Annotated in this window: 24 protein-coding genes; 9 read left to right on the forward strand and 15 right to left on the reverse strand. The window is 73.6% G+C overall.

All coding sequences use genetic code 11. The features are described from left to right. Positions 1-6 precede the first annotated feature (6 nt). From L3X23_RS17215 to L3X23_RS17225, 3 genes are read left to right on the forward strand one after another with little or no spacing between them, the layout of a single operon-like run. On the forward strand, positions 7-795 hold the full coding sequence (locus L3X23_RS17215) for a hypothetical protein (protein WP_237193143.1): 789 nt from the start codon (positions 7-9) through the stop codon (positions 793-795). A 10-nt stretch (positions 796-805) separates the two neighbouring features. Next, the gene (locus tag L3X23_RS17220; protein WP_237193144.1) at positions 806-2,182 is read left to right on the forward strand and encodes a serine/threonine-protein kinase; all 1,377 of its coding nucleotides are present in this window, start codon (positions 806-808) and stop codon (positions 2,180-2,182) included. A gap of 10 nt (positions 2,183-2,192) precedes the next feature. Beyond that, positions 2,193-2,603 carry a DUF1707 domain-containing protein gene (locus L3X23_RS17225; protein WP_093082411.1) on the forward strand — a complete coding sequence of 137 codons (411 nt, stop codon included), beginning with the start codon at positions 2,193-2,195 and terminating at the stop codon, positions 2,601-2,603. Between the two features lie 78 nt (positions 2,604-2,681). On the opposite strand, the gene L3X23_RS17230 is transcribed toward L3X23_RS17225, so the two are convergent. Genes L3X23_RS17230 through L3X23_RS17245 form a run of 4 tightly spaced genes read right to left on the reverse strand, consistent with a single transcriptional unit; the run spans position 2,682 to position 6,680 of the window. Next, positions 2,682-3,581 (reverse strand): crotonase/enoyl-CoA hydratase family protein, encoded by a 900-nt coding sequence (locus tag L3X23_RS17230; protein WP_237193145.1) that lies wholly within the window; start codon positions 3,579-3,581, stop codon positions 2,682-2,684. Continuing rightward, positions 3,578-4,369: an enoyl-CoA hydratase/isomerase family protein gene (locus L3X23_RS17235; RefSeq protein WP_237193146.1), complete on the reverse strand. Its 792-nt coding sequence runs from the start codon at positions 4,367-4,369 to the stop codon at positions 3,578-3,580. The genes L3X23_RS17230 and L3X23_RS17235 overlap by 4 nt, the downstream gene beginning before the upstream one ends. After that, positions 4,366-5,499, reverse strand: a complete 1,134-nt coding sequence (locus L3X23_RS17240; RefSeq protein WP_237193147.1) for an acyl-CoA dehydrogenase family protein — start codon at positions 5,497-5,499, stop codon at positions 4,366-4,368. Before L3X23_RS17240 ends, L3X23_RS17235 begins: the two co-directional genes overlap by 4 nt. Next, complete coding sequence (locus L3X23_RS17245) at positions 5,496-6,680, reverse strand: acyl-CoA dehydrogenase family protein (RefSeq protein ID WP_237193148.1); 1,185 nt, start codon at positions 6,678-6,680, stop codon at positions 5,496-5,498. Before L3X23_RS17245 ends, L3X23_RS17240 begins: the two co-directional genes overlap by 4 nt. Before the next feature lie 96 nt (positions 6,681-6,776). Here L3X23_RS17245 and L3X23_RS35430 point away from each other — a divergent pair, with 96 nt between their 5' ends. Together L3X23_RS35430 and L3X23_RS17255 are read left to right on the forward strand one after the other, a co-directional pair. After that, positions 6,777-7,397, forward strand: a complete 621-nt coding sequence (locus L3X23_RS35430; RefSeq protein ID WP_237193149.1) for a TetR/AcrR family transcriptional regulator — start codon at positions 6,777-6,779, stop codon at positions 7,395-7,397. A gap of 88 nt (positions 7,398-7,485) precedes the next feature. Next, positions 7,486-8,628, forward strand: coding sequence for an acetyl-CoA C-acetyltransferase (locus L3X23_RS17255; RefSeq protein WP_237193150.1), 1,143 nt, complete (start codon positions 7,486-7,488; stop codon positions 8,626-8,628). 72 nt (positions 8,629-8,700) lie between these two features. On the opposite strand, the gene L3X23_RS17260 is transcribed toward L3X23_RS17255, so the two are convergent. Genes L3X23_RS17260 through L3X23_RS17275 form a run of 4 tightly spaced genes read right to left on the reverse strand, consistent with a single transcriptional unit; the run spans position 8,701 to position 12,558 of the window. Beyond that, positions 8,701-9,720: an ABC transporter ATP-binding protein gene (locus L3X23_RS17260; protein ID WP_374204992.1), complete on the reverse strand. Its 1,020-nt coding sequence runs from the start codon at positions 9,718-9,720 to the stop codon at positions 8,701-8,703. Between the two features lie 20 nt (positions 9,721-9,740). Then, positions 9,741-10,730, reverse strand: a complete 990-nt coding sequence (locus L3X23_RS17265; protein WP_237193152.1) for an ABC transporter ATP-binding protein — start codon at positions 10,728-10,730, stop codon at positions 9,741-9,743. Continuing rightward, positions 10,727-11,617, reverse strand: coding sequence for an ABC transporter permease (locus tag L3X23_RS17270; protein ID WP_237193153.1), 891 nt, complete (start codon positions 11,615-11,617; stop codon positions 10,727-10,729). The genes L3X23_RS17265 and L3X23_RS17270 overlap by 4 nt, the downstream gene beginning before the upstream one ends. Continuing rightward, positions 11,614-12,558 carry an ABC transporter permease gene (locus L3X23_RS17275; protein WP_308116913.1) on the reverse strand — a complete coding sequence of 315 codons (945 nt, stop codon included), beginning with the start codon at positions 12,556-12,558 and terminating at the stop codon, positions 11,614-11,616. The genes L3X23_RS17270 and L3X23_RS17275 overlap by 4 nt, the downstream gene beginning before the upstream one ends. Positions 12,559-12,901: 343 nt before the next feature. Between L3X23_RS17275 and L3X23_RS17280 the strand changes: the two genes are divergently transcribed. Both L3X23_RS17280 and L3X23_RS17285 read left to right on the forward strand, forming a co-directional pair. Further along, on the forward strand, positions 12,902-14,485 hold the full coding sequence (locus tag L3X23_RS17280) for an ABC transporter substrate-binding protein (protein WP_237193155.1): 1,584 nt from the start codon (positions 12,902-12,904) through the stop codon (positions 14,483-14,485). Between the two features lie 68 nt (positions 14,486-14,553). Further along, the gene (locus tag L3X23_RS17285) at positions 14,554-16,116 is read left to right on the forward strand and encodes an ABC transporter substrate-binding protein (protein WP_237193156.1); all 1,563 of its coding nucleotides are present in this window, start codon (positions 14,554-14,556) and stop codon (positions 16,114-16,116) included. A gap of 54 nt (positions 16,117-16,170) precedes the next feature. Here L3X23_RS17285 and L3X23_RS17290 read toward each other — a convergent pair whose 3' ends face one another. The 7 genes from L3X23_RS17290 to L3X23_RS17320 are packed head-to-tail and all read right to left on the reverse strand — an operon-like array spanning position 16,171 to position 24,839. Further along, positions 16,171-17,214, reverse strand: coding sequence for a phosphotransferase family protein (locus L3X23_RS17290; RefSeq protein WP_237193157.1), 1,044 nt, complete (start codon positions 17,212-17,214; stop codon positions 16,171-16,173). Between the two features lie 58 nt (positions 17,215-17,272). Further along, positions 17,273-18,043, reverse strand: a complete 771-nt coding sequence (locus tag L3X23_RS17295; protein ID WP_237193158.1) for an enoyl-CoA hydratase/isomerase family protein — start codon at positions 18,041-18,043, stop codon at positions 17,273-17,275. Next, complete coding sequence (locus L3X23_RS17300; RefSeq protein ID WP_237193159.1) at positions 18,040-19,722, reverse strand: class I adenylate-forming enzyme family protein; 1,683 nt, start codon at positions 19,720-19,722, stop codon at positions 18,040-18,042. The genes L3X23_RS17295 and L3X23_RS17300 overlap by 4 nt, the downstream gene beginning before the upstream one ends. Further along, a complete protein-coding gene (locus L3X23_RS17305; protein ID WP_237193160.1) occupies positions 19,719-20,651 on the reverse strand; it encodes an SMP-30/gluconolactonase/LRE family protein in 933 nt (310 codons plus the stop codon). Before L3X23_RS17305 ends, L3X23_RS17300 begins: the two co-directional genes overlap by 4 nt. 28 nt (positions 20,652-20,679) lie before the next feature. After that, a complete protein-coding gene (locus L3X23_RS17310) occupies positions 20,680-22,257 on the reverse strand; it encodes a class I adenylate-forming enzyme family protein (protein ID WP_237193161.1) in 1,578 nt (525 codons plus the stop codon). Positions 22,258-22,269: 12 nt separating this feature from the next. Beyond that, entirely contained in the window at positions 22,270-23,583 is a 1,314-nt protein-coding gene (locus tag L3X23_RS17315; RefSeq protein WP_237193162.1) for a phosphotransferase family protein, read from the reverse strand. Beyond that, entirely contained in the window at positions 23,580-24,839 is a 1,260-nt protein-coding gene (locus tag L3X23_RS17320; protein WP_237193163.1) for an acyl-CoA dehydrogenase family protein, read from the reverse strand. The genes L3X23_RS17315 and L3X23_RS17320 overlap by 4 nt, the downstream gene beginning before the upstream one ends. A 63-nt stretch (positions 24,840-24,902) precedes the next feature. Here L3X23_RS17320 and L3X23_RS17325 point away from each other — a divergent pair, with 63 nt between their 5' ends. Both L3X23_RS17325 and L3X23_RS17330 read left to right on the forward strand, forming a co-directional pair. Continuing rightward, positions 24,903-25,676, forward strand: a complete 774-nt coding sequence (locus L3X23_RS17325) for an enoyl-CoA hydratase/isomerase family protein (RefSeq protein WP_237193164.1) — start codon at positions 24,903-24,905, stop codon at positions 25,674-25,676. 3 nt (positions 25,677-25,679) lie between these two features. Continuing rightward, the gene (locus tag L3X23_RS17330; protein WP_237193165.1) at positions 25,680-26,483 is read left to right on the forward strand and encodes a crotonase/enoyl-CoA hydratase family protein; all 804 of its coding nucleotides are present in this window, start codon (positions 25,680-25,682) and stop codon (positions 26,481-26,483) included. Positions 26,484-26,496 lie beyond the last annotated feature (13 nt).

Raw genomic sequence — 26,496 nt, forward strand, 5'->3', positions numbered from 1 at the left:
GGGACGATGCGGGAGTTCCGGGGGAGGACACTGGTCCTGGCGGCCTGCGCGCTGCTCGCCGTGCTCGCCTCCGTGATCTCCTGCGCCCGCGGCAACTCCACGGAGAGCGCGGGCTCCGGCCTCCCGAAGTACTACGCCACCGAGGACCTGTTGACCGCGGTCACGGTGCGCCAGCGCACCGACCGCACCGCGGCCCTGCGCCTGTCCGGACACGTCGACGCCGGTGGGCCCGCCGCCGAGGTCGCGGGGGACGGGGCGCTGCGGGTGGAGCAGAGCGGGCTCGCGGCCCAGTTCACCCAGACCGTCACCACCGACGGGCAGGCGCAGAGCGCCGCGATGCTGGTGCTGCCCGGTGGCCAGGTCTACCGCCAGGGCGAGGCCGGCTGGGTCCGCATCGACCAGGCCGCCTCGGGCACGCCCGAGAAGCAGTGGGCCACGGTCGCGGCCAACCTCGCCGACACCGCGGACCCCACGGCCAACCTGGCCCGCTACCGGGACGCCGCCCTGGTCGCCGACGCGGTGGACGACACCGTGGGCGGTGTGCAGGCCGTGCGGTACCTGGTGGTGATCGACCTGGTGCGGGCCGCGGAGCAGGAACCGGACCCGGCCGTGGCACAGGCCCTGCGCGGCCAGGTCGAGAGCGGCCTGACGCGGATCTCCTCCACCCTGTGGATCGACGCGGCGAACCGCCCGCTGCGCAGCGAGGCGCGGCAGAGCCTGCCCGGCATCGGCACCCTGACCCTCACCGCCGACTACCGGGACTGGGGCGCCCCGGTCACGATCACCACCCCCTAATCTCTCGTGCGTGGCGGACCCACGCAGCATCGGCGGCTTCACGCTGACCCGCCTGCTCGGCGAGGGCGGGATGGGCCGGGTGTACCTGGGCCGCGGGCGGGCGGGGACCGCCGCGGTGAAGGTCGTGCGGTCCGACCTCGCGGGCGACCCCGAGTTCCGGGCCCGGTTCGGGCAGGAGATCCGGGCGGCGGCCCGCGTGCACAGCCCCTACACCGCCGCGCTGCTCGGCGCGGACGCCGAGGCCGACCCGCCCTGGATGGCCACCGAGTACGTCCCCGCGCCGTCGCTGCGCGAGGCCGTCGGGCTGCACGGGCCGATGCCGGTCGAGCAGGTCCGACTGCTCGGGATCGGGCTCGCGGAGGCGCTGAGCGCCATCCACGCCGCCGGCATCGTGCACCGCGACCTCAAGCCCGCGAACGTGCTGCTCGGGGCGGACGGGCCCAAGGTCATCGACTTCGGGATCGCCCGCGCCGCCGACGCGACGGTGCTGACCCGCACAGGAGCCGTCGTCGGGTCGCCGGGGTTCATCGCGCCCGAACAGATCACCCACGCCCGCTCCGAGCCCGCCGGGGACGTCTTCGCGCTCGGCGGCGTCCTCGCCTACGCCGCGACGGCACGGGCCCCGTTCGGCACCGGGGACGTCAACGCCCTGCTCTACCGCACCGTCCACACCGACCCCGACCTGTCCGGGATCCCCGAGCCGCTCCGGGGCCTGGTCCGGTCGTGCCTGGACCGCGATCCCGCCCGCAGGCCGGACACGGCGGCGATCCGGGCCGCGCTCGGCCCCGGCCGCCCGACGGACGGGTGGCTGCCCGCCACGTTGACCCCGTCGAGCGGCCGAGCGGTCGCGCGGGCGCCGCGGTGGCGCAGGCCGCTCGTCGCGGGCCTGGTCGCGCTGGTGGTGGCGGGGGCCGGGGCCGGCACCGCCGCGGCACTGGGTGCGTTCGGTACGGCCCCGGCGAACCCACCGGACCCGACGCCCGTGGCGCAGCCGACCACCGCCGCCCCGCCGCCGACGGAGGACGTCCGGGTGGCGACCGCGACCACCGGCTTCACCAGTCCCAGCGGCAACATCGCGTGCCTCGTCGCCCCGCAGTCGGTGCGCTGCGACATCGCCGAGTCCGCCTGGGACCCGACGACGATCCCGACCCGCCCGGCGGACTGCGAGGGCGTGTGGGGGGACGCGCTCACCGTCGCGGGCACGGACCGCCCGGACTTCGTCTGCCACGGCGACACCGTGTTCGGCACCGGCCCGGTCCTCGACTACGGCCGGTCCCTGCGCGTCGGGGACATCACGTGCACGAGCCGACAAACGGGCATCGAATGCCGGGTGGGCACGAGCGGACACGGATTCTCGATGTCCCGCACCGCCTACCGCTGGTTCTAGGATCGGGGACATGGCGGACGCGGAGATCCGGATCGGGACGGCGGAGCGCGAGTCCGCGTCGCAGGCGTTGAACGCCCATCTCGAGGCGGGCAGGCTCGGTGTCGAGGAGTACGCCGACCGGTCGGCGCTGGCGGCGAACGCCACCACCGCCGCCGACCTGGAGGCGCTGTTCACCGACCTCCCCGAGCCGCACCCGACGCTGCCGGGGCACGCCGTCGTGCCCCGCCCCGCTGCCGAGCCCCCGGCGCGGCGGTTCTCGGGGGCGGGCGCCCGGATCGCCGCCGCCAGCCCGATCCTCGCGCTGGTCCTGTTCTTCGTGCTGAACTCGGCGGGTGTCGGGATGGCGTGGCTGGCCTTCCTGCTGATCCCGCTCGTCGGCGCCCTGGGCTTCTCCCGGGACCGCGCCGAGGGCCGCGAGTAGCGCCTCCGGCGCCCGTGCGCGGCGAGTGGTGCCAGAGCACCACTCGCCGCGCACGAGTGCCGGAGGCGCGATCTCGGCTCAGTCCATGTCCGCCGGGCGGGTCGGCCAGGGCTCCAGGACGTCCGGGTAGTCCGCGCCGACCGTGTCCGGGTAGGCGGGCGGGCGCTTCTCCAGGAACGAGGTGACGCCCTCGCGGGCGTCCGCGCTGCGCCCCCGGGCGTAGATCGCCGCCGAGTCGACCCGGTGCGCCGCCCACGGGGTGCTCTCCCCGAGCATCGACCACAGCATCTGCTTGGACAGCGCGACCGAGACCGCGGAGGTGTTCTCGACGATCTCCGCGGCCAGGGCGTAGGCGTGCGGCAGCAGCTCGTCCGGCGGGAGGACCTTGCTGACCAGCCGCCCGGCGAGGGCCTCCTGCGCGTCGAACACCCGGCCCGTCGCCACCCACTCCATCGCCTGCGAGATGCCGACGATCCGCGGCAGGAACCAGCTCGAGGCCGCCTCCGGCACCAGCCCGCGCCGCGCGAACACGAACCCGAACCGCGCCGTCTCCGAGGCGATCCGAATGTCCATCGGCAGGGTCATGGTGGCGCCGACGCCCACGCACGGCCCGTTGATCGCCGCGATGACGGGTTTGCGGCAGGCCGCCGTGGCGAGCGAGGCGATCCCGCCGCCGTCCCGCGGGACCCCGCCGATGGTGCCGATGTCCGCGCGGTCGGCCCGACGGGCCGGGTCGTCCGCGTCGAAGGTGGCGCCGCCGCGCCCGAGGTCGGCGCCCGCGCAGAACCCGCGGCCCCGCCCGGTGACGACGACGGCCCGCACGTCGTCGTCCGTGTCCGCCGCCCGGTAGGCCTCGACGAGCTCGCGCATCATCGTGCCGGTGAACGCGTTGAGCCGGTCCGGCCGGTCGAGGGTGATGGTGGCGACCCGGTCCGCCACCTCGTACGCGATCTCCGTGTACGTTTCCGTCGTGGTCACTTGGCCCACTCCCCCGTGAACTCGGGCTGCCGCTTGGCCATGAACGCCTCGAACGCCGCAGCCGGGTCGGTGCCGCCGAAGTTGATCGTCTGGGCCCGCGACTCCCCCTCGAGGGCCTCGCGCAGGGTCTTGTCCGCGGCCTCGTTGAGCAGCACCTTCGACTGGGCGAGCGCCGTCGGCGCACCGCTGCGGAGCCGCCCGACGATCTCGTCGGTCTTGGCGTCGAGCTGGTCGTCGTCGACGACGTAGGTGATCAGGCCGATCTCCTTCGCCTCCTCGGCGCCGATGATCTCGGCCAGCAGCGCCAGCCGCTTGGCCTGCTGCAGTCCGACGATCTTGGGCAGCAGCCAGGAGCCGCCGAAGTCCAGCGAGAGGCCGCGCTGGGCGAAGATCTCGGAGAACCGGGCGGAGCGGCCCGCGACGACCAGGTCGCAGCCGATGGCGAGGTTGCAGCCCGCCCCGACCGCGACGCCGGACACCTTGGCGACGGTGGGCACCGCGAGGGTGTGCAGGGCCAGCGCGATGTCGTGGATGTAGTGCATCCGCCGCAGCGGGTGTCCCTCCCCCGTCCCCCCGGACAGGTCCGCGCCCGCACAGAAGTCCCCGCCCGCGCCGGTGAGGACGACGACCCGGATCCCCTCCTCCCGGCGGGCGCGCCGGAAGGCCGCGTCCAGCCCCTCCCAGACCGCGGCGTCCGCCGCGTTCTTGCGCTCCGGCCGGTTGATCGTGACCGTGAGGACCCCGTCCTCCAGGGTGGTGAGGACCGCGTCCCCGGTGTCCTCGCTCATACGCCGACTCCCTCGCTCGTGCCGATCCCCAGCCTGTCCGCCAGCCGCGCCCGCGCCGCAGACGGGGGGCCGAACAGCAGTTCCGTGCTCATGGCGCGCTTGTAGTAGAGGTGCGCGTCGTGCTCCCAGGTGTAGCCGATGCCGCCGTGGAACTGCACGCCGTCCCGGGCGGCCGCGAAGTAGGCCGGACCGACGAAGGAGGCCACGACGCCGGCCGCCACCCCCAGCTCCGCGGGCGCGGCGTCCGCGGCCCAGGCCGCGTACCGGACCGCGGAGACGGCGAACTCCCAGCTCGAGTACATGTCCGCCAGCCCGTGCTTCACGGCCTGGTACGAGCCGATCGCGCGGCCGAACTGCACCCGGATCTTCGCGTACTCGGTGGTGGTCTCGAGGACCTCGGCCAGTCCGCCGAGCTGCTCCGCCCCGAGCGCGACGGCCGCCAGGTCCGCCACCCGGTCGAGCGCGGCCCGCGGGTCGGCCGACTCCAGCCGGACGGCCTTCGCGCCGCGCAACGTGACCGCGGCGAGCCGGCGGGTCGGGTCCAGCGTGGTGAGCACCGAGCGGGTGACGTCCGCCCCGGACACCCGGAACCAGGCGGGCCCGTCCGGCGCGGTGGCGACCACGAGGAACTCGTCCGCCAGGTCACCCGCCACGACGGGGGTCTTGCGGCCCTCCAGCCGCCAGCCGTCCGGCCCCTCGGTCGCGGTGGTCCGGCCGGGGCCCCACGGCGCCCCGGGCTCGGCGACGGCGAGCGCGACGATCGTCTCGCCGGTCACCATCCGGGGCAGCAGGTCCTGCTGCGCGGCCTCGTCGTCCAGGGCGAGCAGGGCGTCCGTGGCGAGCACGGCCGACCCGAGGAACGGCGTGGGCGCGAGCGCGCGGCCCAGCTCCTCGGCCACGATCGACCGTTCGACGTGCCCCGCGCCCGCGCCGCCGAGCTTCTCCGGGACGACCAGCCCGAGCACGTCGAGGTCGCGGCCGAGCCGGGTCCACAGGTCGCGGTCGACACCGGTCTCGGACTCCATCGCCGCACGCACCGCGGCGGAGCCCGCCCGGTCGGTCAGCAGGGCCCGGACCGCGGCCCGCAGCGCCTCCTGCTCGGCGTCCAGTACCAACACGGGAGCAGTCATCGTTGGGTCCCCACCCTGAGCTCGCGAAACGGCACGCCGCGGTCCACCGACGGCTCCTTGGGCAGCCCGAGGATGCGCTCGCCGATGATGCCGCGCTGGATCTCGTTGGTCCCGCCCGCGATCCCCGCCGCCGGGCTGGAGGTGATGCCGAGGGCGAGTCCGGCGCCGCGCTCGTCGTCCGCCTCCCAGCCCGCGGCGGCAGGCCCGGCGATCTCGCCGACCACCTCCACCGCGAGGCGGGACAGCAGGGCTCCCGCGAGCTTCCCGACGGACCCTCGCGCGCCCGGCGCGTTCCCGGCGGCCGTCTCCTGCCGGACCCTGGCGTTGAACAGCTCGAGGACCCGCTCGCGGGTGTAGAGCTCGGCGAGCCGGTCCCGGACGGCCGGGTCGGCGTCGACGCCGAGGTCGCGGGCCAGCGCCCGGACGGCCGCGAAGTCCAGCGGGTTGGTCTTCGCCGTGCGCCGCGAGCCGATGGTGACGCGCTCGTGGCCGAGCATCGTGACCGCGGCGTGCCACCCGGCGTTGACCTCGCCGATCACGCTGTCCGCGGGCAGGTGCACCGAGTCGAAGGTGATCTCGTTGAACGGCGACCGGCCGGACATGTCCTTGAGCGGCCGGACGGTCACCCCCGGCGCGTGCATGTCGATGATGAACATCGTGAGCCCGGAGTGCTTGGGCCGGTCCGGGTCGGTGCGGGCGAGCAGCGCGCCGTAGTCCGACCACTGCGCGCCGGTGGTCCACACCTTCTGCCCGTCCACCACCCAGCCGTCGTCGGCCGGGACGGCCCGGGTCTGCAGCGACGCGACGTCCGAGCCCGCCCCGGGTTCGGAGAACAGCTGGCACCAGATCTCCTCGCCGCGCAGCAGCGGGGGCAGGTAGCGGGTGCGCTGCTCGGTCGTCCCCAGGTCGTTCACGGTGGGCCCGCACATGCCCTGGCCGATCGTGAACACCCCGGTGGGCAGCTCGTACTCGCTGGACTCGTCGGAGAACACCTGCTGGTACTCGGGGCCCAGCCCCTGCCCGCCCACGTCCGTGGGCCAGGTGATCCCGGCGTACCCGGCGTCGAACAGGGCGGCCTGGAAGGCCTTCGCGGCGGCCACGTCGGTCGCGGGGCCCGGCGCGGGCGCGTGGGCGCGCAACCAGGCACGGAGTTCCTCGCGATACGTGCTCAGGTCGGTCACGCCTCGTACCTCCCACGTCGACGCTGATCGATCAATCGTTAAGCTAACACCGTAGGAGGACGGTCAGAAGGGTGCCCGGGGCACTATCCTGCCCCGGTGAGTACCGCAGTCAGTCCCGAGGGGAACGGTCCGATCCCGCGTGGCGGGGGTCGCGAGGCGATCGCGACGGCCGCCCGGGAGGTCTTCCAGGAGCGCGGGTACCACGGCGCCTCCATCCGGGACATCGCGAAGCGCGCGGGCCTGTCGCTCTCCGCGCTCTACTACTGGCACCCCAGCAAACAGGACCTGCTGGCGGCGCTCATCGAGGACAACACCCTCGACTACTTCCGCCGCTGCGACGAGGCGCTCGCCCGGGTCGGGGACGACCCGGCCGCGCGGCTGGTCGCCCTGGTCGGCGCGACCGTGGAGTACCGGGTGGAGCGGCAGACCGAGAGCAACATCTCCAACCGGGAGTGGCGCAACCTCGAGCCCGAGCACACGACCCGGCTGCGCGAGCTGCGCGTCAAGGCCACCACGATCTGGTCGGACATCATCGACGCGGGCGTGGAGCAGGGCATCTTCCGCTGCGAGCACCCGGTGGACGCCCGGCGCGCGGCCCAGGCGGCGTGCAACGCCATCGCGGAGTGGTACCGGCCCGGCGGCACCCTGACCACCGCCGAGCTCGTCGACCACTACAGCCGCATCGTGCTGCGGATCGTGGACCACCGCGGTCGGTGACGGCCCGTCGCCGAGAGGGCTCGTTCGGATCCCCAACTGAATGTACGATCGTTCAGTTGGGTCGTCCGCAACGTAGGGGAGTCCTCCGGTGGCTGAAGCCTTCATCGTCGGCGCCGTCCGCACGCCCGTCGGCACCCGCAAGGGTGCCCTCGCGGACGTGCATCCGGCCGATCTCGGCGCGCACGTGCTGCGCGAGCTCATCCACCGCACGGGAGTGGACCCCGCCGCCGTCGACGACGTGATCATGGGGTGCGTGGGCCAGCTCGGTCCGCAGGCGGGGGACATCGCGCGCACCGCGTGGCTGTCCGCGGGCCTGCCGCAGTCCGTGCCCGGCGTCACCATCGACCGCCAGTGCGGCTCGTCGCAGCAGGCGCTGCACTTCGCCGCCCAGGGCGTCATGTCCGGCACCCAGGACCTGGTCGTGGCCGCGGGCCTCGAACAGATGGCCATGGTGCCGATGTCCACCAACTCCCTCGTGGTGAAGGAGCTGGGCGTGGGCACCAGGGGCAAGGGCTGGGAGGAGCGCTACGGGGGCCAGGAGATCTCCCAGTTCCGCGGCGCCCAGCTGATCGCCGAGAAGTGGAACATGACCCGCGAGCAGCTCGAGGAGTTCTCCCTCGAGAGCCACCGCCGCGCCGTGACCGCGATCGACGAGGGTCGGTTCACCGACCAGATCGTCCCGCTCGAGGGCCTGACGCAGGACGAGGGACCCCGCCGCGACACCTCGCTGGAGAAGCTCGCGTCGCTGAAGCCCCTGCGGGACGACTGGATGATCACGGCGGGCGTCGCCAGCCAGATCTCGGTCGGCGCAGGCGCCCTGCTCGTCGCCTCCGAGGACGCGGTCCGCCGCTTCGACCTCACCCCGCTGGCCCGGGTGCACACCCTCGCCGTGGTCGGCGACGACCCCGTCTTCATGCTGACCGGCCCCATCCCGGCCACCCAGGCGGCGCTGAAGCGCGCAGGCCTCGGGATCGACGACATCGACACCTTCGAGATCAACGAGGCCTTCGCCCCCGTCGTGCTCGCGTGGGCCCAGGACACGGGCGCGGACCTGGCCAGGACCAACCCGAACGGCGGCGCGATCGCGCTGGGCCACCCGCTCGGCGGCACCGGCGCGATCCTGGCCACGAAGATGATTCACGAGCTGCACCGCACCGGCGGCCGCTACGGCCTGCAGAGCATGTGCGAGGGCGGCGGCCAGGCCAACGCCACCATCCTCGAGCGCCTCTAGCGGCTCCGCCGCCCGTGCGTGGTAAGTGGTGCTCTAGCACCACTTACCACTCACGAGCGGCGGAGCCGCAGGTCAGGTGTGCAGGTGGCAGCGGACGGTGCCGCCGCCCGGGGCCTCGACGACCGGGGGCGCCTCCACCCGGCAGACGTCCATCACCAGCGGGCAGCGGGTGTGGAAGGCGCAGCCGGACGGCGGGTGCACCGCGTCCGGCACCTCGCCGCGCAGGATGATGCGCTCCCGCTCCCGCTGGCGCCGCGGGTTCGGGACGGGGACGGCGGACAGCAGCGCCCGCGTGTAGGGGTGCGCCGGTGCGTCGAAGACCCGGTCCGTGGGCGCGGTCTCGACGATCTCGCCCAGGTACATGACCGCGACGCGGTGCGCGATGTGCCGCACCACCGCGAGGTCGTGGGCGATGAACAGGTAGGACAGCCCGAAGCCCTCCTGCAGGTCCTCCAGCAGGTTGAGGATCTGGTTCTGGGTGGAGACGTCCAACGCGCTGACGGCCTCGTCGCAGACCAGCAGCCGGGGGTTGAGCGCGATGGCCCGCGCGATCGCGAGCCGCTGGCGCTGCCCGCCGGAGAACTCGTACGGGTAGCGCTGCGCGTAGCTCCCCGAGAGCCCCACGTGCTCCAGCAGCTCGGCCACCCGCGCGGAGCGCCCCGCGCGGTCGAGGTTCTCGTGGGTGTCGAGCGGCTCGCCGATGCTCTCCCCCACCACCATCGACGGGTCGAGCGAGGAGTAGGGGTCCTGGAAGACCATCTGCATCCGGCGCCGCGCGGCCCGCAGGTCGCCGCGGGACAGCGCGGTCACGTCCTCGCCGTCGAGCCGGACGCGGCCGCGGGTCGGTTCGACGAGGCGCAGCATCGCGCGCCCGGTCGTCGACTTGCCGGAGCCGGACTCACCGACCAGGCCGAGGGTCTCCCGCTCGCCGATGTGCAGGTCGACGCCGCGAACGGCACGCAGGGTGCCGCCCCGCCCGAAGAGCCCGCCCCGCACCGGAAACTCGACGTCGAGCCCCTCCACCTCGGCGACCGGCCCCCCGGCCGCGGGCTCGGCGGCCTCCCGGGCCGGGTTCGAGGGCCGAGCCCGCATGCTCGCTCCGGACGCGTGCGTCATGCGCTCCCCTTCAGGACGAGATCGGCCACCCGGAGGCAGCGGCTGGTGCCGGCGCCGAGCGCCACCTCGGGGACGGGGGTGTCCCGGCAGGTGTCGACGACGTGTCCGCAGCGGGGGTGGAAGCGGCAGCCCGCGGGCATGGACCCCGCGGGCGGGGTGCTGCCCGGGATGGTCGCGAGCCTGCCCGTGCGGGCCACGAGCTGCGGCATCGCCGAGAGCAGCGCCTCGGTGTACGGGTGGCGGGGGGCGGCGTAGAGGTCGTCGATCGGTGCCCGCTCCACGACCTGCCCCGCGTACATGACCACCGCCCGGTCGCAGATGTCGGCGACCACGCCGAGGTCGTGGGTCACGAACACCACGGCGGTGCCGAACTCGTCCCGCATGCTGCGCAGCAGGTCCAGCACCTGCGCCTGGATGGTGACGTCCAGGGCGGTGGTCGGCTCGTCGGCGATGATCAGCTTGGGCTCGCAGGACAGCGCCATGGCGATCATGACGCGCTGGCGCATCCCGCCCGAGAACTCGTGCGGGTAGGCCCGCGCCCGGCTCTGTGCGTGGGGGATCCCGACGGTGCCGAGCACCTCGACCGCCCGGTCCCAGGCGGCCCGGCGCGAGCCGCCGCGGTGCCTGCGCACCACCTCCGCGATCTGGTCGCCCACCCGGAAGGCCGGGTCGAGGCTGGTCATCGGCTCCTGGAAGATCATCGAGATCTCGTCGCCGCGCATCGACTCGAGCCTGCGCCGCGCCATCCCGACGAGCTCGACGCCGTCGATCCGGATGCTGCCCCGCGTGATCCGCGAGGACTCCGGCGGCAACAGGCCGAGGACGGACAGGCTGGTCACGGTCTTGCCGGACCCCGACTCCCCCACCAGCCCGACGGTCTCGCCGCGGCCGACGGTGAAGCTCACGCCGTCGAGGACCTGGACCCAACCGGTGTCGGTCGCGAACTCGACGCACAGGTCCTCGACCACCAGCAGCGGCTCGCTCACGCGCCCCTCCTGATCTCACGACCGAGCGAGTCCCGCAGCCCGTCACCGAGCAGGTTGAACGCGAGCACGGTCAGCGCGATGAGCAGCCCCGGGAACACCGTCAGCCAGGGGGCCGAGGCCGTGTAGCGGAACCCGCGCTCGATCATCGAGCCCCAGGACGCGTCCGGCGGCTGCACGCCGAGCCCCAGGAAGCTGAGACTGGCCTCGGCCAGCATGGCCATGGCGGCGGTGAGCGAGATCTGCACGATCAAGGGGGACAACGCGTTCGGCAGCACGTGCCTGCGGATGACGGTGGCGGTGCCGGTCCCGATCGAGCGCGAGGCCTCGATGTAGGTCTCCTCGCGGATGGAGATCACCGTGCCGCGCACGAGCCGCACGAAGCGCGGCGCGAAGATCACGCCGATGACGGTCATCGCGTTGGTGAGGCTCGGGCCGAGGACACCGACGAACGCGATCGCCAGGATCAGCGGCGGGAAGCTCATCAGCGCGTCCGTCACGCGCATGATCACCGCGTCGGTCCGGCGGCCCGCGTAGCCCGCGACCAGACCGGGGACCACGCCGAGCAGCACGGCGACGCCGACCGCCTGGGCCGCGGCGACCAGCGAGATCCGACCGGCGTGGAGCGCGCGGCTGAGCACGTCGCGGCCGAGGTCGTCCGTGCCGAGGAGGTGCCCGTCGCCGGGCGGCTGCAGCACGCGGGTGAGGTTCTGGGCCAGCGGGTCGTGGGTGGCGAGCACGGGGGCGAGCGCCACGACGACCACCACGAGCACGAGGTAGCCGAGCGCGAGCTGTGCCGGGATCTGCCTGCGGAAGCGCCGGAGGAAGCGGGCCCGGGCGGTGGGCTCGGGCGGCGCGAGCGCCTCCTGCGCGTCGAGAGTGGCGGTCACGCCTGCCTCACCTTCGGGTTCAGCCAGCCGTAGGACAGGTCCACGACGAGGTTCACGAGCATCACGATCAACGCGGCGACGACGACGATGCCCTGGATCATCGGGATGTCCCGCTGCAGCACCGCGCGGATGGCGAGGTCGCCGAGCCCGGGCAGCCCGAACACCCGCTCGACGATCACCGACCCGCCGAGCAGGAAGCCGATCTGGAAGCCCAGCACGGTCACCACCGGCACCGCGGCGTTCTTGAGCCCGTGCCTGCCGATCACCGCGCCGGGCCGCAGCCCGTTGGCCCGGGCGGTGCGGATGAAGTCCTTCTGCAGCGTGTCGGACAGCGAGCCGCGCAGCTGGCGGGTGATCTCGGCGGCCAGCGTGGTGCCGAGGGTGATGCCGGGCAGGACCAGCCCGACGACCCACGGCCCGACGCCCTCGGACAGTGGCGTGTAGCCGACCGCCGGGAAGATCGGGAACGCCAGGGCGAACGCCATGATCAACAGGATCCCGACCCAGAAGTTGGGCAGTGAGATGCCCACCGAGGCGAAGAGCGTGGCCGCCCGGTCCTGCCAGCGACCGCGCCGCAGGGCCGCGACGATGCCCGCCGGGACGGCGATCAGCAACGCGATCACCATGGCGGCGAACGTCACCGACAACGTCACGGGGAACCGTCCCGCGATCGCGCCGACCACGGACTCGTTGCTGAACAGGGAGCTGCCGAGGTCCCCCGTCAAGGCGTTGCCCGCCCACCCGGCGTACTGGACCAGGAGCGGGTCGTTGAGCCCCAGACGCTCGCGGGTGGCCTCGATCTGCGCCTCGGTCGCGTTCTCCCCCGCGATGGTGATCGCGGGATCTCCCGGGATCATCAGGACGAGGGCGAACACGCCGAGGGAGACCAGGAACAACAAGGGAACGATCATCAGGACGCGCCTGACGGTGTACCGGAGCACGGTGCGCGGACCCTCCCTGCGGACGTCGTCGTCGCGCGAGGAACGGTGCCACGCGCACGGAAGAGGTGTGGTGGGACGCTTTCATCGGGAAATGAGCGCGCACCCATTGCGCGCCGCCCCCGAAACGGACTTAACGATCGTTAAGAAGGTAACCGCTGCCGTCAGGAAGGTCAAGAGGTCCCCAAGGAGTGGCCACTGACCTGCAGCGAGAAGGGAAGAGTGATCCGCTTCACGCGGCTCGGCCGACGGAATCACCGACTTGTGTCGACCCCGATTCCGTGCCCAGAATGGCGGCCGACCCATTCCTCTCCCGCAGTGACGCGGCCCCGGGAGGTCACATTCCATGAGATCCGCACGCACCCTCGGCCCGCTCCGGGTCGCGCTCGCCGCGCTGGCGGCGGGCGCGCTGCTGGCCGCCTGCGCACCCCTCTCCCCCTCCGGCGCGGCCGGCGGGAGCAGCGCGGCACCCGTCGCCCGCGAGGACCTCGATCCCGAGGCCGTGATCCGCTACGCCGATGCCGTCGGCCCCAGCCGTTTCGACCCCATGCGATCGACCAACGGGCAGGACATCCGGTTCTTCGCGCCGGTCTACGACCGCCTCGTCCACCTCTCCCCGACCGGTGACCCGATCCCGGGGCTGGCCACCGCGTGGGAGTGGCAGGACGACGGGCTCGCCCTGCGGATGACGTTGCGGCCGAACGTGAGCTTCCACGACGGCACCCCGTTCGACGCGGCGGCCGTGCGCGCCAACATCGAGCGCGGCAAGACCGTCGAGGGCTCGTCGGTGGCCGCGGACCTCGCCGACATCACGACCGTGGAGATCGTCGACCCGAGCACGGTGGTGCTGCGGCTCCAGGAGCGCAACAGCATGCTGCTCGGCCTGCTGTCGCACCGCGCGGGCTCGATGCTGAGCCCGGCGGCGTTCGGCAACCCGGACCTGGACCTGCGACCGGTGGGCACGGGCATGTACCGGGTCACCGACTACCGCCCGAACGACGTCATCGTCTACGAGCGCAACCCGGACTACTGGAACCCCGAGGTGGTGGGGGTGCGGCGGATCGAGCTGCGGATCCTCGCCGACGAGGTCACCCGGATGAACGCGCTGCGCACGGGTGAGGTCGACGTCGCGCTGCTGTCCGGCAGGCTCGTGCCCGAGGCCGAGGGGCTCCCGGGCGTGACCGTGCACCGCGACACCACGCTGACCTACCTCGTGCTCTACCTGAACCGGGCCCGCTCCGAGCTCGGCGACCCGCGGGTGCGGCAGGCGATGAACCTGGCGGTCGACCGCGAGGCCATCGCCCAGGGCATCTACTTCGGCGCCGCCCGGCCCACGGTGCAGCCCTTCCCCGAGCAGTACTACGCCTACAACCCCGCCTACCCCGGGGACTACTACAAGCACGACCCCGAGCGGGCCAAGCAGCTCCTCGCCGAGGCGGGTCTGCCCGACGGCTTCGAGTTCGAGATGCTCGTGACCGCCCTGGGCACCTACATGCAGGCGGGCGAGGCCGTGCAGCAGATGCTCGCCGAGGTCGGCATCAAGGCGAACATCCGGGCGGTGGAGGCCGCGCAGACCGCGGACATCTACTACCGCCAGCAGCAGGGCGACGCGCTCGTCTCGCAGTGGGGTGGTCGGCCCGATCCGTCGATGACCATCGACCTGCAGTTCACCTCCACCGGCTTCTCGAACCCGGGGCGGGTGACCACGCCGCGGCTCGAGCAGCTCCAGACCCAGGCGCTCGACACCCTCGACCGGGAGCAGCGCACCGACCTCATCCACGAGCAGGTCGGCGAGCTGGTGGAGCAGGCCTTCCAGGTGCCGCTCGTCATGGACGAGAGCGTCATCGCCACCTCCGAGCAGATCACCGGGTTCGAGCTGCTGGTCACCGGGCAGATCGACTTCCAGAAGCTGGGCGTGCGCAAGCCGTGATCCGCCGCGGCCGGGCGCCCGGCGAGCCGCGTGTTCCTTCCGTTCGTCCACGAGGAGAGAGGGGCGCGATGAGGCGCATCCGACTGGGAATCCGTGCGGTGGCGACCGCCCTGCTGCTGGCGCTGGTGGCGGCCTGTGCGCCACTGTCCTCCGGCGGAGGCGGGCGGGCCGGGGGGCCGAGTGGACCCGCCGATCCCGACGCGATCTTCGGCTGGGCCCACATCGTGGGGCTCTCCCGCTTCGACCCGCACCGGGCGACGTCGAGCTACGACAACACGTTCCTGTTCCTCACCTACGACCGGCTGGTCCACGTCGACTACGACCTGAACCCGGTGCCCGGGCTCGCCACCTCCTGGGAGTTCAGCCCCGACGGGAAGGCCCTGGACCTCCGGCTGCGCGAGGGCGTGACCTTCCACGACGGCACCCCGTTCGACGCGGCGGCGGTCAAGGCGAACATCGAGCGCGCCAAGACCGTCGAGGGGTCCTCGGTGCGCAACGAACTGGCCGCGGTGCAGTCGGTCGAGGTGACCGGCCCGTCCGCGGTGCGGCTCGTGCTGTCCACGCCGAACGCGGCGCTGCTCGGCATCCTCTCCGACCGCGCGGGCGCGATGGTGAGCCCGGCGGCGTTCGACAACCCCGACCTCGACCAGGCGCCGGTCGGCGCGGGCATGTTCCGGGTGACGTCCTACCAGCCGCAGAACAAGATCGAGTACCGCCGGGTGGAGGGGTACTGGGACCCGGCGGCCGTGAAGGTCGGCGGCGTGGACATGTACATCTACGTCGACCCCGCCACCCGGCTCAACGCACTGCGCACCGGTGAGATCGACGGCGCCGCCATCGCCCCCGACCAGGTCCCCGAGGCCGAGGCGGCGGGCCTGCGGCTCGAGCGGGGGCGCTCCAACAACTTCTACTTCTTCCACCCCAACCGGGCGCGGTCGGAGTTCGGGCGGGTGGAGGTACGCCAGGCGCTGGCCCACGCCATCAACCGCAAGGCCCTCGTGGACTCGGTGTTCCGCGGGTACGGCACCGTCTCCGAGCAGCCGTTGCCGGACTGGAGCTTCGCCCACAACGCGGACCTGCCCGCGGAACCGCACCCCTACGACCCGGAGCGGGCCCGGCAGCTGCTGGCCCAGGCGGGCCTGCCGAACGGGTTCACCTTCGAGGCGCTCATCCCGACCAGCCCGGACTCCATCCGGATCGCCGAGGCGGTGCAGGCCGACCTCAAGGCCGTCGGGGTCACGATGACGACCCGGGTCATGGAGGGCCAGCAGCTCACCGACGTGTTCTTCGCCCGCAAGGAGGGCGACCTGCTGATGGGGTCCGGCGGCGGGCGCGCCGACCCGGCCCAGACGACGCAGCTGCGCTACATGCCGACCGGCTTCAACAACCCGAGCGGCATCTCCACCCCGACGATCGAGCGGCTGCAGGCCGAGGTGCTGGCCACCACGGACCAGCAGCAGCGGGCCGCGATCTTCCGGCAGATGATGCAGGAGGTCTCCGACCAGGTGCTCGACGGCGTCCTGTTCTACCCCCAGGCGCCCGTCGCCCTCAGCGGCGACGTCCTCACCTTCCGCCCCGCCCTCTCCGACCGCCCCGAGTTCCGGGGCGTCGAGAAGGCAGGCCCCGCCTGACCCGGCGAACGGCGCGCTCGCTCACCAGGTGGGAGCGAGCGCGCCGTTCGCTGTTCAGGTGAGGCCCGCGGACCGCAGGGCCTCCTCGGCGGGGGCGGCCAGGAGGCGGCCCGCGGCCTGGTCGGCCCGGACGCGGTCGAGGTAGCCGTCGTCCGCCATCGCGCCCGACAGGTACCGCGCCCGCACCCCGGCCGCGATCGCCGCCGAGCGCCAGCGGTGGAAGGCGATCCAGTACCCGACGCCGGAGACGTCCCGTCCGGTCAGCCCGGCGTAGTGCTCCAGCATCCGCGCCCGCGTCGGGAAGCCGGGGACGGTGGTCACCCCGGGCTCGGCGCCCTCGCGCGGCGGCTCGCCGGGGTCCTGCCACCAGGCGGCGAGGTACCCGACGTCCGCCATCGGGTCGCCCGTGGTCGAGAGCTCCCAGTCGAACACCGCGACGACCGTCCCGTCCGGGGCGAACGAGAGGTTCCCCGGGCGGTAGTCGCCGTGCACGATCCCGCGGGTCTCCGGCGGCACGTGTGCCGCCAGCACCGCGTGGACCTCGTCGAACAGTGCCAGCTCGGCGCCTTCGACCCCGGAGGCGCGGACCTGTCCGTGCCAGCGGGCGAGCTGGCGCTCCACGAACCCGCGGCGCGACCCGGGGATGCCGCGCTCGTCCGGGTCCAGGGCGTGCAGCGCCGCGAGCACCTCGACCAGGTGCTCGCCCGCGCGCGCCCTGGCCTGCGGCGACAACGCCTCGGCGTCCGCCACCCCGGCGAGGACCCGGCCGTCGACGAAGTCCATGACGGTGAACTCGGCGCCGGTCACGGCCGGGTCCGCGCAGTGCGCCCGCGGCGTGGCCACGGGGACACCGGTCCCGACCATCGCCGAGACGAACCGCCACTCCCGGCCCATGTCGTGGGCGGTGCTGAGCACCCCGCCCACCGGCGGGCGACGCAGCGCGTAGCCGCGGCCCGCGGCGTCCGTGACCCGGTAGGTGAGGTTGGAGCGTCCGCCCGCGACCAGCCTGAACTCGGCGGGTCCGGCGAACCCGGGCAGGTTCGCGACCAGCCAGTCCTCGACCCGCGCCGCGTCGAGGCCGGTCAGCGTGCTGCTCACCGCTCTCCCCCGCTGCGCGGGCTCGGCGCTGCGCGCAGGCGCCGTGCTGACGGCTCGTTCACCGGCCCACGTACCTCGGCTCCCGCTTCTCCAGGAAGGACGCCACGCCCTCGTGGTGGTCCTCGGTCTGGAACAGCTCACCGAGCCGGGTGCCGACCCACCTGCCGAGGTCCGTCCAGTCCGGGTCGAGGGCCTCGCGCAGCCCCGCCTTGAGCGCGGCGACCGCCAACGGCGGGTTGCCCGCGATCCGCCGGGCCAGGTCCAGCGCGGTCGGCAGCAGCGCCTCGTCGTCGACGACCCGCCCGACCAGCCCGATCCGGCCCGCCTCCGCGGCGTCGACGACCTCTCCGGTGAACAGCAGCTCGGCCGCCTTCTCCCGACCCACGAGCTGCGCCAGCCGGGAGATGCCTGCGACGTCGCTGCACAGCCCCCGCTTGACGAACAGCTCGCCGAACCGGGCCCGGCGCGCGGCGACGCGGAAGTCCGCCATGAGGGCGAGCTCCATGCCCCAGCCGACCGCCGCGCCGTTCACGGCCGCGATGATCGGCACGTTCGTCCGCAGGAGCGCACCCGCGGCCGGGGTGAGCCGCGGGGCGGGGCGCGGTGGCCGCTTCGCCGGGTCGCCGCCGCCCATCAGCTCGCGGACGTCGTCCCCGGAGCAGAAGGAACGCCCCTCCCCGGTGAGGACCAGGCAGCGTTCGCCGGTGTCCCGGACGAGCTGCTCGAGCTCGTCGTAGGTCTTGCGGCGCAACGCGTTGTGCACCTCGGGCCGGGCGATCGTGAGGATGCCGACGTGCCCGTCCACCTCGTACCGGACGTCTTCGGTCACGGTGCCACCTCCGTGCGGAGCTCGCGTTTGAGGACCTTGCCGCTGGGGGTGCGCGGCAGCGGCTCCGCGCGGAACACGACCCGCTCGGGCACCTTGAACTCCGCGAGCCGCTCGCGGACGTGCTGTTGGAGCTGCGCGGCCGTGACCTCGGCGCGAGTGGTGACCACGGCCACCGCCTGCTCGCCGAGCCGCTCGTGCGGGACCCCGACGATCGCGACGTCCGCCACCGCCGGGTGCTCGAACAACGCCGCCTCGACCTCGGCGCAGTAGATGTTCTCGCCGCCCCGGATGACCACGTCCTTCATCCGGTCGACGACGAAGACCCAGCCCTCGCGGACGTAGCCGAGGTCGCCGGTGTGGAACCAGCCGTCGGTGAACGCCGCCGCGGTGCCCTCGGGGTTGTTCCAGTACCCGCGCACCACGTTGGGCCCGCGGAACCACAGCTCCCCGACCTCGCCCTCCGGGGCGTCCTCGCCCGTGCCCGGGTCGACGACGCGGAGGTCGGTGCCCGGCTGGCAGCGCCCGACGCTGTCCGGGTGGCGGACGTAGTCCGCTCCGGAGTTGGCCACCACCGCGCTGGTCGTCTCGGTGAGCCCGTACCCGTTCGCGGGGGCGACGGCGGAGGTGAACTGGGCGTCCACCCGCCCGATGAGGTCCGGCGGGATCGACGCCCCGCCCATGCTCAGCGCGGTGAGGGTCTCCAGCCCGGGCCGTCCCGCGGCGTGCTCGAGGAACTGCCTGCCGACGGTCGGCACGCCGGAGACGCCGGTCAGCTGCTCGCGGCGGACCAGCTCGAGGGCCTCGTCGGGGTCCCAGCGGTACTGCGTGGCCAGCTTGCCGCCGACCAGCGGGGTGAAGGTCAGGCTGGTGATCCCGGCGATGTGGAACAGCGGGAACGTGCACAGCGCGCCGGTCTGCGGCGCCGCCGGGTCCGGCTCCGGCGGCACGCCGCCGTTCGCGATCGTGGCCGAGACCCGCGCCCCGAGCAGCGTGTTGAGGATGTTCGTGCAGTGGTTGCGGTGCGTCCCCACCGCGCCCTTGGGACGCCCGGTGGTGCCGGAGGTGTAGAGGATCGTCGCGTCGTCGTCCGGGTCGACCACCACGTCCGGCAGCGGCGCGTCCCGGTCCACGCGCGCGAGCACCTCGGCCCACGGGCGCCCGGCCCCGCCCGTGCCGCGGACCTCGATCATCGGGATGCCGGGGTCGCCCAGGGACGCGGCCCGCTCGCCGTCCGCGACGACCAGCGCGGCCTCGCAGTCCTCCAGCGCGTAGCGCAGCTCGGGGCCGGTCCACCAGGCGTTGAGCGGCACGATCACCAGCCCGGACACCATGCAGGCGTAGAACCAGGGCGCCCACTCCGGGTGGTTCCGCATCGTGACGGCGACGCGGTCACCGCGCTCCAGCCCGTACTCGGCCCGCAGCAGGGCGGCCAGCCCGCGGACCTGCGCCGCGTGCTCGGCGTAGGTGACCCGCTCGTGCCCGTACACGGTGAAGACGCGCTCACCCCAGGTTCCGGCCGCGAACTCGGCCAGCTCGCGCAGGGTGTGCGGGCCGCGCTCGAAGACCCGCCACGGCACGCCGCGCACCTGCGCGTCCACCAGGGCGAACTCCCCGCCCGGTGCGGTGAGCAGCGCCATCGCCGCGGTCCGGACGCTGGGGGCCAGGCTGCCCGCGGTCATGCGGAGAAGGCCGGGTCGAGGCCCGGGTAGGGCCAGTCCGTCCGGTACAGCAGCCCGCGCCCCGACGACGTCACGTACGCCGTGTCGCCGCCGAAGCAGATGTTCGTGACGAACGGGTCCGGTTCGGGGACCGGGACCTGTCTGTCGAGCGTGCTGTCCGGCCGGATCACGCTGATCGCGCCGGTGACCAGGGTGGCGACGCAGACGTTCCCCGCGCCGTCGACCGCCAGCGAGTCCAGCAGCTGGAAGCCGCCGAAGCCGTGGAGCAGGTTCGCGCCCGCGGGCCCGCGGGGCGGTCCGCCCGCAGGCCCGAGCGTGCCGGGCCCGGTCACCTCCCACTCCCACACCCGGCCGGTCTGGGTCTCGGCGACGTAGAGCCGGGAGCCGTCCGGGGACAGCCCGATCCCGTTCGGCGTCATGATCGGGTGGACGACCTCGACGATCTGCGTGCCGTCGGCGCGGGCGTAGCAGACCCGACCGACGTCCATGTCCCGCCCGCGGTTCTTGCCGAGGTCGGTGAACCAGAACCCGCCGTCGCGGTCGAAGACGATGTCGTTGGGTCCGTTCAGCGGCCGCCCGTCCACCTCGGTGTAGAGGGTGGTGACGGCCCCGTCGGGCGCGACCCGCTCGATCCGGCCGCCGCTGTAGTCCGCGGGCTGCTGCCCGGGCGCGGTGATCCCGGCCCGGTCGTGCCACTCGAAGCCGCCGTTGTTGCAGACGTAGACCGCCCCGTCCGGCCCCACGGCGGCACCGTTGGGCCCGCCGCCCAGGTCCGCGACGACCTCGATCGCCCCGTCCGGCGCCACGCGCGAGAGCGTGCCGCGTTTGATCTCGACCAGGAGGACCGAGCCGTCCGCGCAGGCGATGGGGCCCTCGGGGAACTCGAGTCCGGAGGCCACGAGCTCCATCGCGCCTTCGTCGCCGACCATGGGTGTCTCCTCTCCGCGGAACGCCGGTTCAGCCACGCCGGGCCGCGATCTCGGGGGTCTCGGGACTCTCGGCGGGCTCGGCCGTCTCGGCGACGAGCGCGCGCAGCTCCGGCTTGCGCACCTTGCCACTGGTCGTCCGGGGCAGCTCCGGGACCACCAGCACCCGCCGCGGGATCTTGTAGCCCGCCAGCAGGCCGCGGCAGAACCCGCGCACGCCCTCCTCGGTGACGGTGTGGCCCTCGCGGGCCTCGACCACCGCGACGACGAGCTGGCCCCACACCTCGTCGGGCTGCCCGACGACCGCCGCAGCCGCGACGTCCGGGTGCTGGAACAGGACCTCCTCGACCTCGCGGCTGTAGACGTTCTCGCCGCCGGTGAGGATCATGTCCTTCTTGCGGTCCACGACGTACCAGTAGCCGCGGGCGTCCCGGCGGCCCAGGTCGCCGCTGTGGAACCAGCCGCCCCGCACGGCCTCGGCGGTGGCTTCGGGCCGGTTCCAGTAGCCCGCGCAGACCTGGTCGCCCCGGACGACGATCTCGCCGACCTCGTCGTCGGCGACCTCCCGGCCCTCCTCGTCCACGATCCGGACCGTGGTGAGGTACTGCGGCTTGCCGACGCTGGTCAGCAGCGACTCGTCGGACTCCAGGGCCCGCACGTGGTCGGCGCTGCCGTGGCAGACGACGTTTCCCGCCAGCTCCGTCATGCCGAACCCGGTCTGCCACCGCACGGTCGGCAGCGCGGCCATCGCCTCGCGCAGCACGGCGGCCGGCATCGGCGCCGACCCGTAGCTGATCCGCCGCAGCGAGGACAGGTCGAACTCGGCGAACCGGCTGTGCCGCAGCAGCATCGCCATCATGGTCGGGGCCACCGAGGTCTGCCGGACCCGGTGGGTCTGCACCGCCTCCAGGAAGCCGACGGCGTCGTAGCGGCGCAGCAGCACCATCGCGTCGCCCCGGAGGTGGGCCATCGGCACGCCGTACCCGGCGATGTGACACAGCGGCCAGGGCATCAGCGAGACGCCGGGATCGTGGTCGTGCTCCCAGCTGATCAGCGAGTTCAGCACGGCGGCGACGACGTTGCGGTGGGTCAGCACCGCCCCCTTCGCCCGGCCCGTGGTGCCGGAGGTGTAGATCAGCCAGGCGGGCAACGTCTCGTCGACGCGCGGCGGGTCGACGTCGTCGCCGAGGAGATCCGCCCAGGTCAGCGCCCCGTCCGCGGGCCCGTCGAGACAGACCAGCGTCCGGATCGAGGACACGTCCGCGCTCGCCCGCCGGGCCGTCTCCAGGTACTTCCGCTCGGTGATGAGCACCGTGGGCGCGCAGTCCTCCAGGTTCAGCGCGACCTCCCGGGGGCTGAGCCGGTAGTTGAGGAACACCAGCGCCATCCCGGCCGCCGGGACGCCGTAGTAGGCCTGGACGTACTCGGCGTTGTTCTCGGTGAGGATCGCGATGCGGTCCCCGGGCTCGGCGTGGCGGGTGAGCCCGTCGGCCAGCCTGCGGACCTCGCGGTCCAGCTCCGCGTAGGTCCAGGTGCGGTCCTCGAAGACCAGGGCCGGTTCGTCCGCGCGGCGGGCGGCGGTGAAGGACAGCACGTCGCCGATGAGCATGCCGTGTCGCTCCTATCCGGGGAAGGTCAGGTACTTCGGGTTCGCGGTCCGCAGCCGGTCGGTGATGTCGGCGCGCACCGCGGCCAGCAGCGCCGGGTCCGCCCAGTCGACGAGCCCGGTGCGGATCGCCGCGGCGAGCTGGGCGGTGTCGGCGGCGCCGAACGCCGCCAGCCGCCTCGCGTGGGCCCGCTCCTGCGCGGGTCCCAGCGCGATCTCCCGGGCCACGGTGTCGACGACGTTCGCCGCCACCCGGGCGTGGAAGCCGGTGCGGCCGGGGGTCGGCAGCACCTCCTCGCGCAGGAACATCGCCACCGCGTCGAGCAGCTCCGCCGCGGTGGGGCGGCCGTGCAGGTCCGAGGGCGCCGCGGGCTCGACGGTCGGGTCGCCCGCCGGGTGCCCGAGGGCGAGGAAGAGGTCGTGTTCCTGTTCGCACACCCGCCGCCCGATGGCGACGAGCTCGACCGACGGCGTGGTCCCGGACAGGTGGAACTCGGCCATCGCCCGGCAGCCGACGGCCCAGCGCGCGGTGCCGTACACCTGCCACCAGCGCACGGCCTCCGGGTCCGGACGGGTGCCCGCGACCTCGGCGTAGCCGTCGAGCAGGTCCTCCAGCGGGCCGAAGCCGCCGACCGCGGGGGCTTCGCCGAAGCGCCAGCACTTCACGCACAGCCAGCCGAGGTCCTCGCGCGGGTCGCCGCGGTGCACGGCCTCCCAGTCGAGCACGGCCGCCAGTCCGTCCTCCGTGATGATCATGTTTCCGTTGCGGAAGTCCCCGTGCACCACGGTCTCCGGGACGTCCGCGGGCCGGTTGCGTGCCAACCAGTGCAGGGCGATCTCGACCGACGGCAGCGGCTCGCCGAGCTCGTCGTAGGTCGCGCGCAGGTGGGCCAGCGGCTCGCGCGCCTGCAGGCCCGGGACCTCCGCGGGCGGGATCCGGTGCACCCGGGCCACGGCCCGGCCCAGCTCGGCGGCCAGGCGCGGCCGGACCGCGGCGTACCGCTCGTCGCGCAGCAGCCTGCGGGCGAGGGTCTCGCCGTCGACGTGCCGGGTGATCAGGAACGGCGCCCCGAGGACGTCCGGGTCGGTGCCGTGGTCCACCAGGTGCGGTACCGGCACGCCGACCCGCTCCGCGGCCGCGATCGACCGCGCCTCGAGGGCCATGCCCGCGGGCCGGTCGGTCCCCGGCGGGTCGCGGCGCAGGATCAGCCGCTCGCCCCCCGCGGTGAACGACCAGGTCTCGCGGCTCGCGCCCCCGGTGAGCCGCACCAGCCCCTCGACGTCTCGCCCGAGCCGCGCCGCGAGCCGCTTCTCCAGCTCGGCGGTCACGACCGGATCTTGTTCGGCCCCGCGAAGCCGAACAGGTAGCCCGCGACCTTGCGCATCTGGATCTCCTCGGCACCCTCGGTGATCCGGTAGCGGCGGTGGTGGCGGTAGATGTGCTCGAACGGCGTGTGGCGGGAGTAGCCGAGCCCGCCGTGGACCTGCATGGCCCGGTCCGCGGCCTCGCAGACGAAGCGGTTGGCCCGGTAGTTGCACATCGAGACCTTGTCGCTGATCTCCATGTGCGGCACCCGGTCGAGCTCCCACGCGGTCTTGCGGACCAGGCCGCGCAGCATCTCGGCCTCGGTCTGCAGCTCCACCAGCGGCCACTGGACGGCCTGGCGGGTCGCCAGCGGCGCGCCGAAGGTGATCCGCTCGCGGGCGTAGGCCACCGCGCGGTCGATGCAGAACTGGCCCGCCCCGACCCCGGAGGCGGCCTGGCGGATCCGGTTCTCGTGCACGAAGGTCTGCGCCACCGCCAGCCCGAGCCCCTCCTCGCCGAACACGGCCGAGTTCGGGACCCGGACGTCGGTCAGGGTGACCTCGGCGTGGTCGGTGGGCATGTTCAGCGTCCACCAGTGGAAGTCCACCGAGAAGCCGGGGGTGTCGGTCGGGACGAAGAACGCGGTGATCCCGCGCCCGTCCCCGTCGGCCCCGCTGGTGCGGGCGAACACCACGTCGTGGGTGGCGGAGTGCATGCCGGAGTTCCAGCGCTTGGCGCCGTTGAGGATCCAGTCGTCCCCGTCGCGGACCGCGCGGGTCTCCATCCACGTGGCGTCGCTGCCGTGGTCGGGTTCGGTGAGGCCGAAGCCGATCCGGGCCCGCCCGGTCAGCATCGGCTCCATGTACTCCTCGACCTGCTCGGGGGTGGCGAACGCCAGCAGCATGTGCGCGAACGGGAAGTTCCCGACCACGCTGGACTCGTTCTGCAGGTCGTTGTGCAGCCCGAGGCCCTTGTGCGCCAGGTGCTCCCGGATCACGGCCATGTCGAGGTTGGAGCCGTCCCGCCCGCCCACCGACTTCGGCAGGGCGTAGCGCAGCCAGCCCGCGGCGTCCGCGCGGCGGCGCATCTCGCGCAGGAGCTCCTCCCATTCCCGCCGCGGGGTGCCGCCCGCCTCGAAGTCCGTGCGCGCCCACTCCCGTCTGTGGTCGAAGAACCGCTCGTTGTCGTCCTGGGCCTGCAGCGGCACGATCTCGGCCTCGATGAACGCATCGAGATCGTCCAGCGTCTGCGTCAGCTCCACGGGAAGCGCGAAATCCACGGAATCTCCTTAACGATCGTTCAGCTAGGATGCCCCTCGGAGAAGTCGCTGGGAAGGGGTCGGATGGACGAGATCCGCTACGGGGTGGCCGCGGGCGTGGCCACCCTGACGATCGACCGGCCCGCCAAGAAGGGCGCGATGACCTTCGCGATGCTCGCGGAGTTCACCGCGCGCATCGCGGAGGCGGGCGCCGATCCCGCGGTCGCGGTGCTCGTCGTGACGGGGGTGCCCGGCAGCTTCTGTGCCGGCATCGACCTGGCCGACCTGGCGTCTCGGGCCCCGGACGACCGCGGGGCGGGCGGCGAGCGCGCACCCGGGATCCCGCCGCTGATGGCCTGCCCCAAACCGGTGGTCTGCGCGGTGGACGGCATGGCCGTCGGGATGGGCGCGGAGCTCGCCACCCAGGCCGACCTGCGTCTGGTGTCCACCCGTGCCCGGTTCCGCTGGAATTTCGTGCACCGCGGGCTCGTCTCCGACACCGGCGCGGGCTCGTGGCTGCTGCCGCGCCAGATCGGGCTGTCGACCGCGCTCGCGCTGCTCTACACGGGAGACGACCTCGACGCCGCCCGGGCGCTGGAGCTCGGCTTCGTCGAATCGGTCCACGAGCCCGACGCGCTCACCGCGGCCGCCGAGGACCTCGCCCGCCGGATCGCCACGGCGTCACCGTTCGCCCTCGCGCGCACCAAGGAGCTCGTGCTCTCGGGGGCGGGACGGGATATGACCGACCAGGTCACGGCCACCCGGGCGGCCCTGGCCGAGTGCTTCGCATCCGAGGACCACGCCGAGGGGGTCGCCGCGTTCCTGGAGCGCCGCCCCGCCCGGTTCACAGGGAGGTAGGACATGTCCGAGCAGCGGATCACGATCGCGATCACCGACGGGGTGGCCGACGTCCGGCTCGCCCGGCCGGACAAGCGCAACGCACTGGACCCGGCGATGTTCGAGGGGCTGGTCCTCGCCGGGGAGCGGTTGCGAGACGAGCCGGGCGTGCGCGCGGTCGTGCTGTCCGGCGAGGGCCCCGACTTCTGCGCGGGCCTGGACTTCGGGTCCTTCCAGGCGATGCGGGACGGGCAGCGGCTCTCCGCGACCGCGGACCTGCCCCCGACCGACGGGCCCGCCCAGGCCACCGGGCAGCGCGCAGCCCACGTCTGGACCACGCTGCCGATGCCGGTGATCGCCGCCGTCACCGGCAACGCACTGGGCGGCGGCCTGCAGATCGCGCTCGGGGCCGACATCCGGATCGTCGCGCCGGACGCCGTGCTGTCGGTCCTCGAGATCCGCTGGGGCCTGATCCCGGACATGACCGGCACCCAGGTGCTGCCCGAGCTCGTCGGCCGCGACCGGGCCAAGGAGCTGACCTTCACCGGACGTCGGGTCAGCGGCACCGAGGCCGTGCGCATCGGCCTGGCCACCCGGGTGGCGGACGCACCGCGGGAGGCGGCGCTGGAGCTGGCCCGCGAGATCGCCGCCGTCAGCCCGCACGCCGTCCGCGCCGCCAAGCGCCTGCTGGAGAGCTCCGGCCGGGTGGACGTCTCGACCCAGCTCGCGGCGGAGCAGACCGAGATCGGCGCCCTGATCGGCAGCCCGAACCAGAAGGAGGCGGTGGCCGCGGGCTTCGAGAAGCGCGCCCCCGACTTCCGCGACTGAGCAGTGTGGAGCC

The sequence above is a fragment of the Pseudonocardia sp. WMMC193 genome (assembly GCF_021728735.1).
Classification (GTDB): domain Bacteria; phylum Actinomycetota; class Actinomycetes; order Mycobacteriales; family Pseudonocardiaceae; genus Pseudonocardia; species Pseudonocardia oroxyli.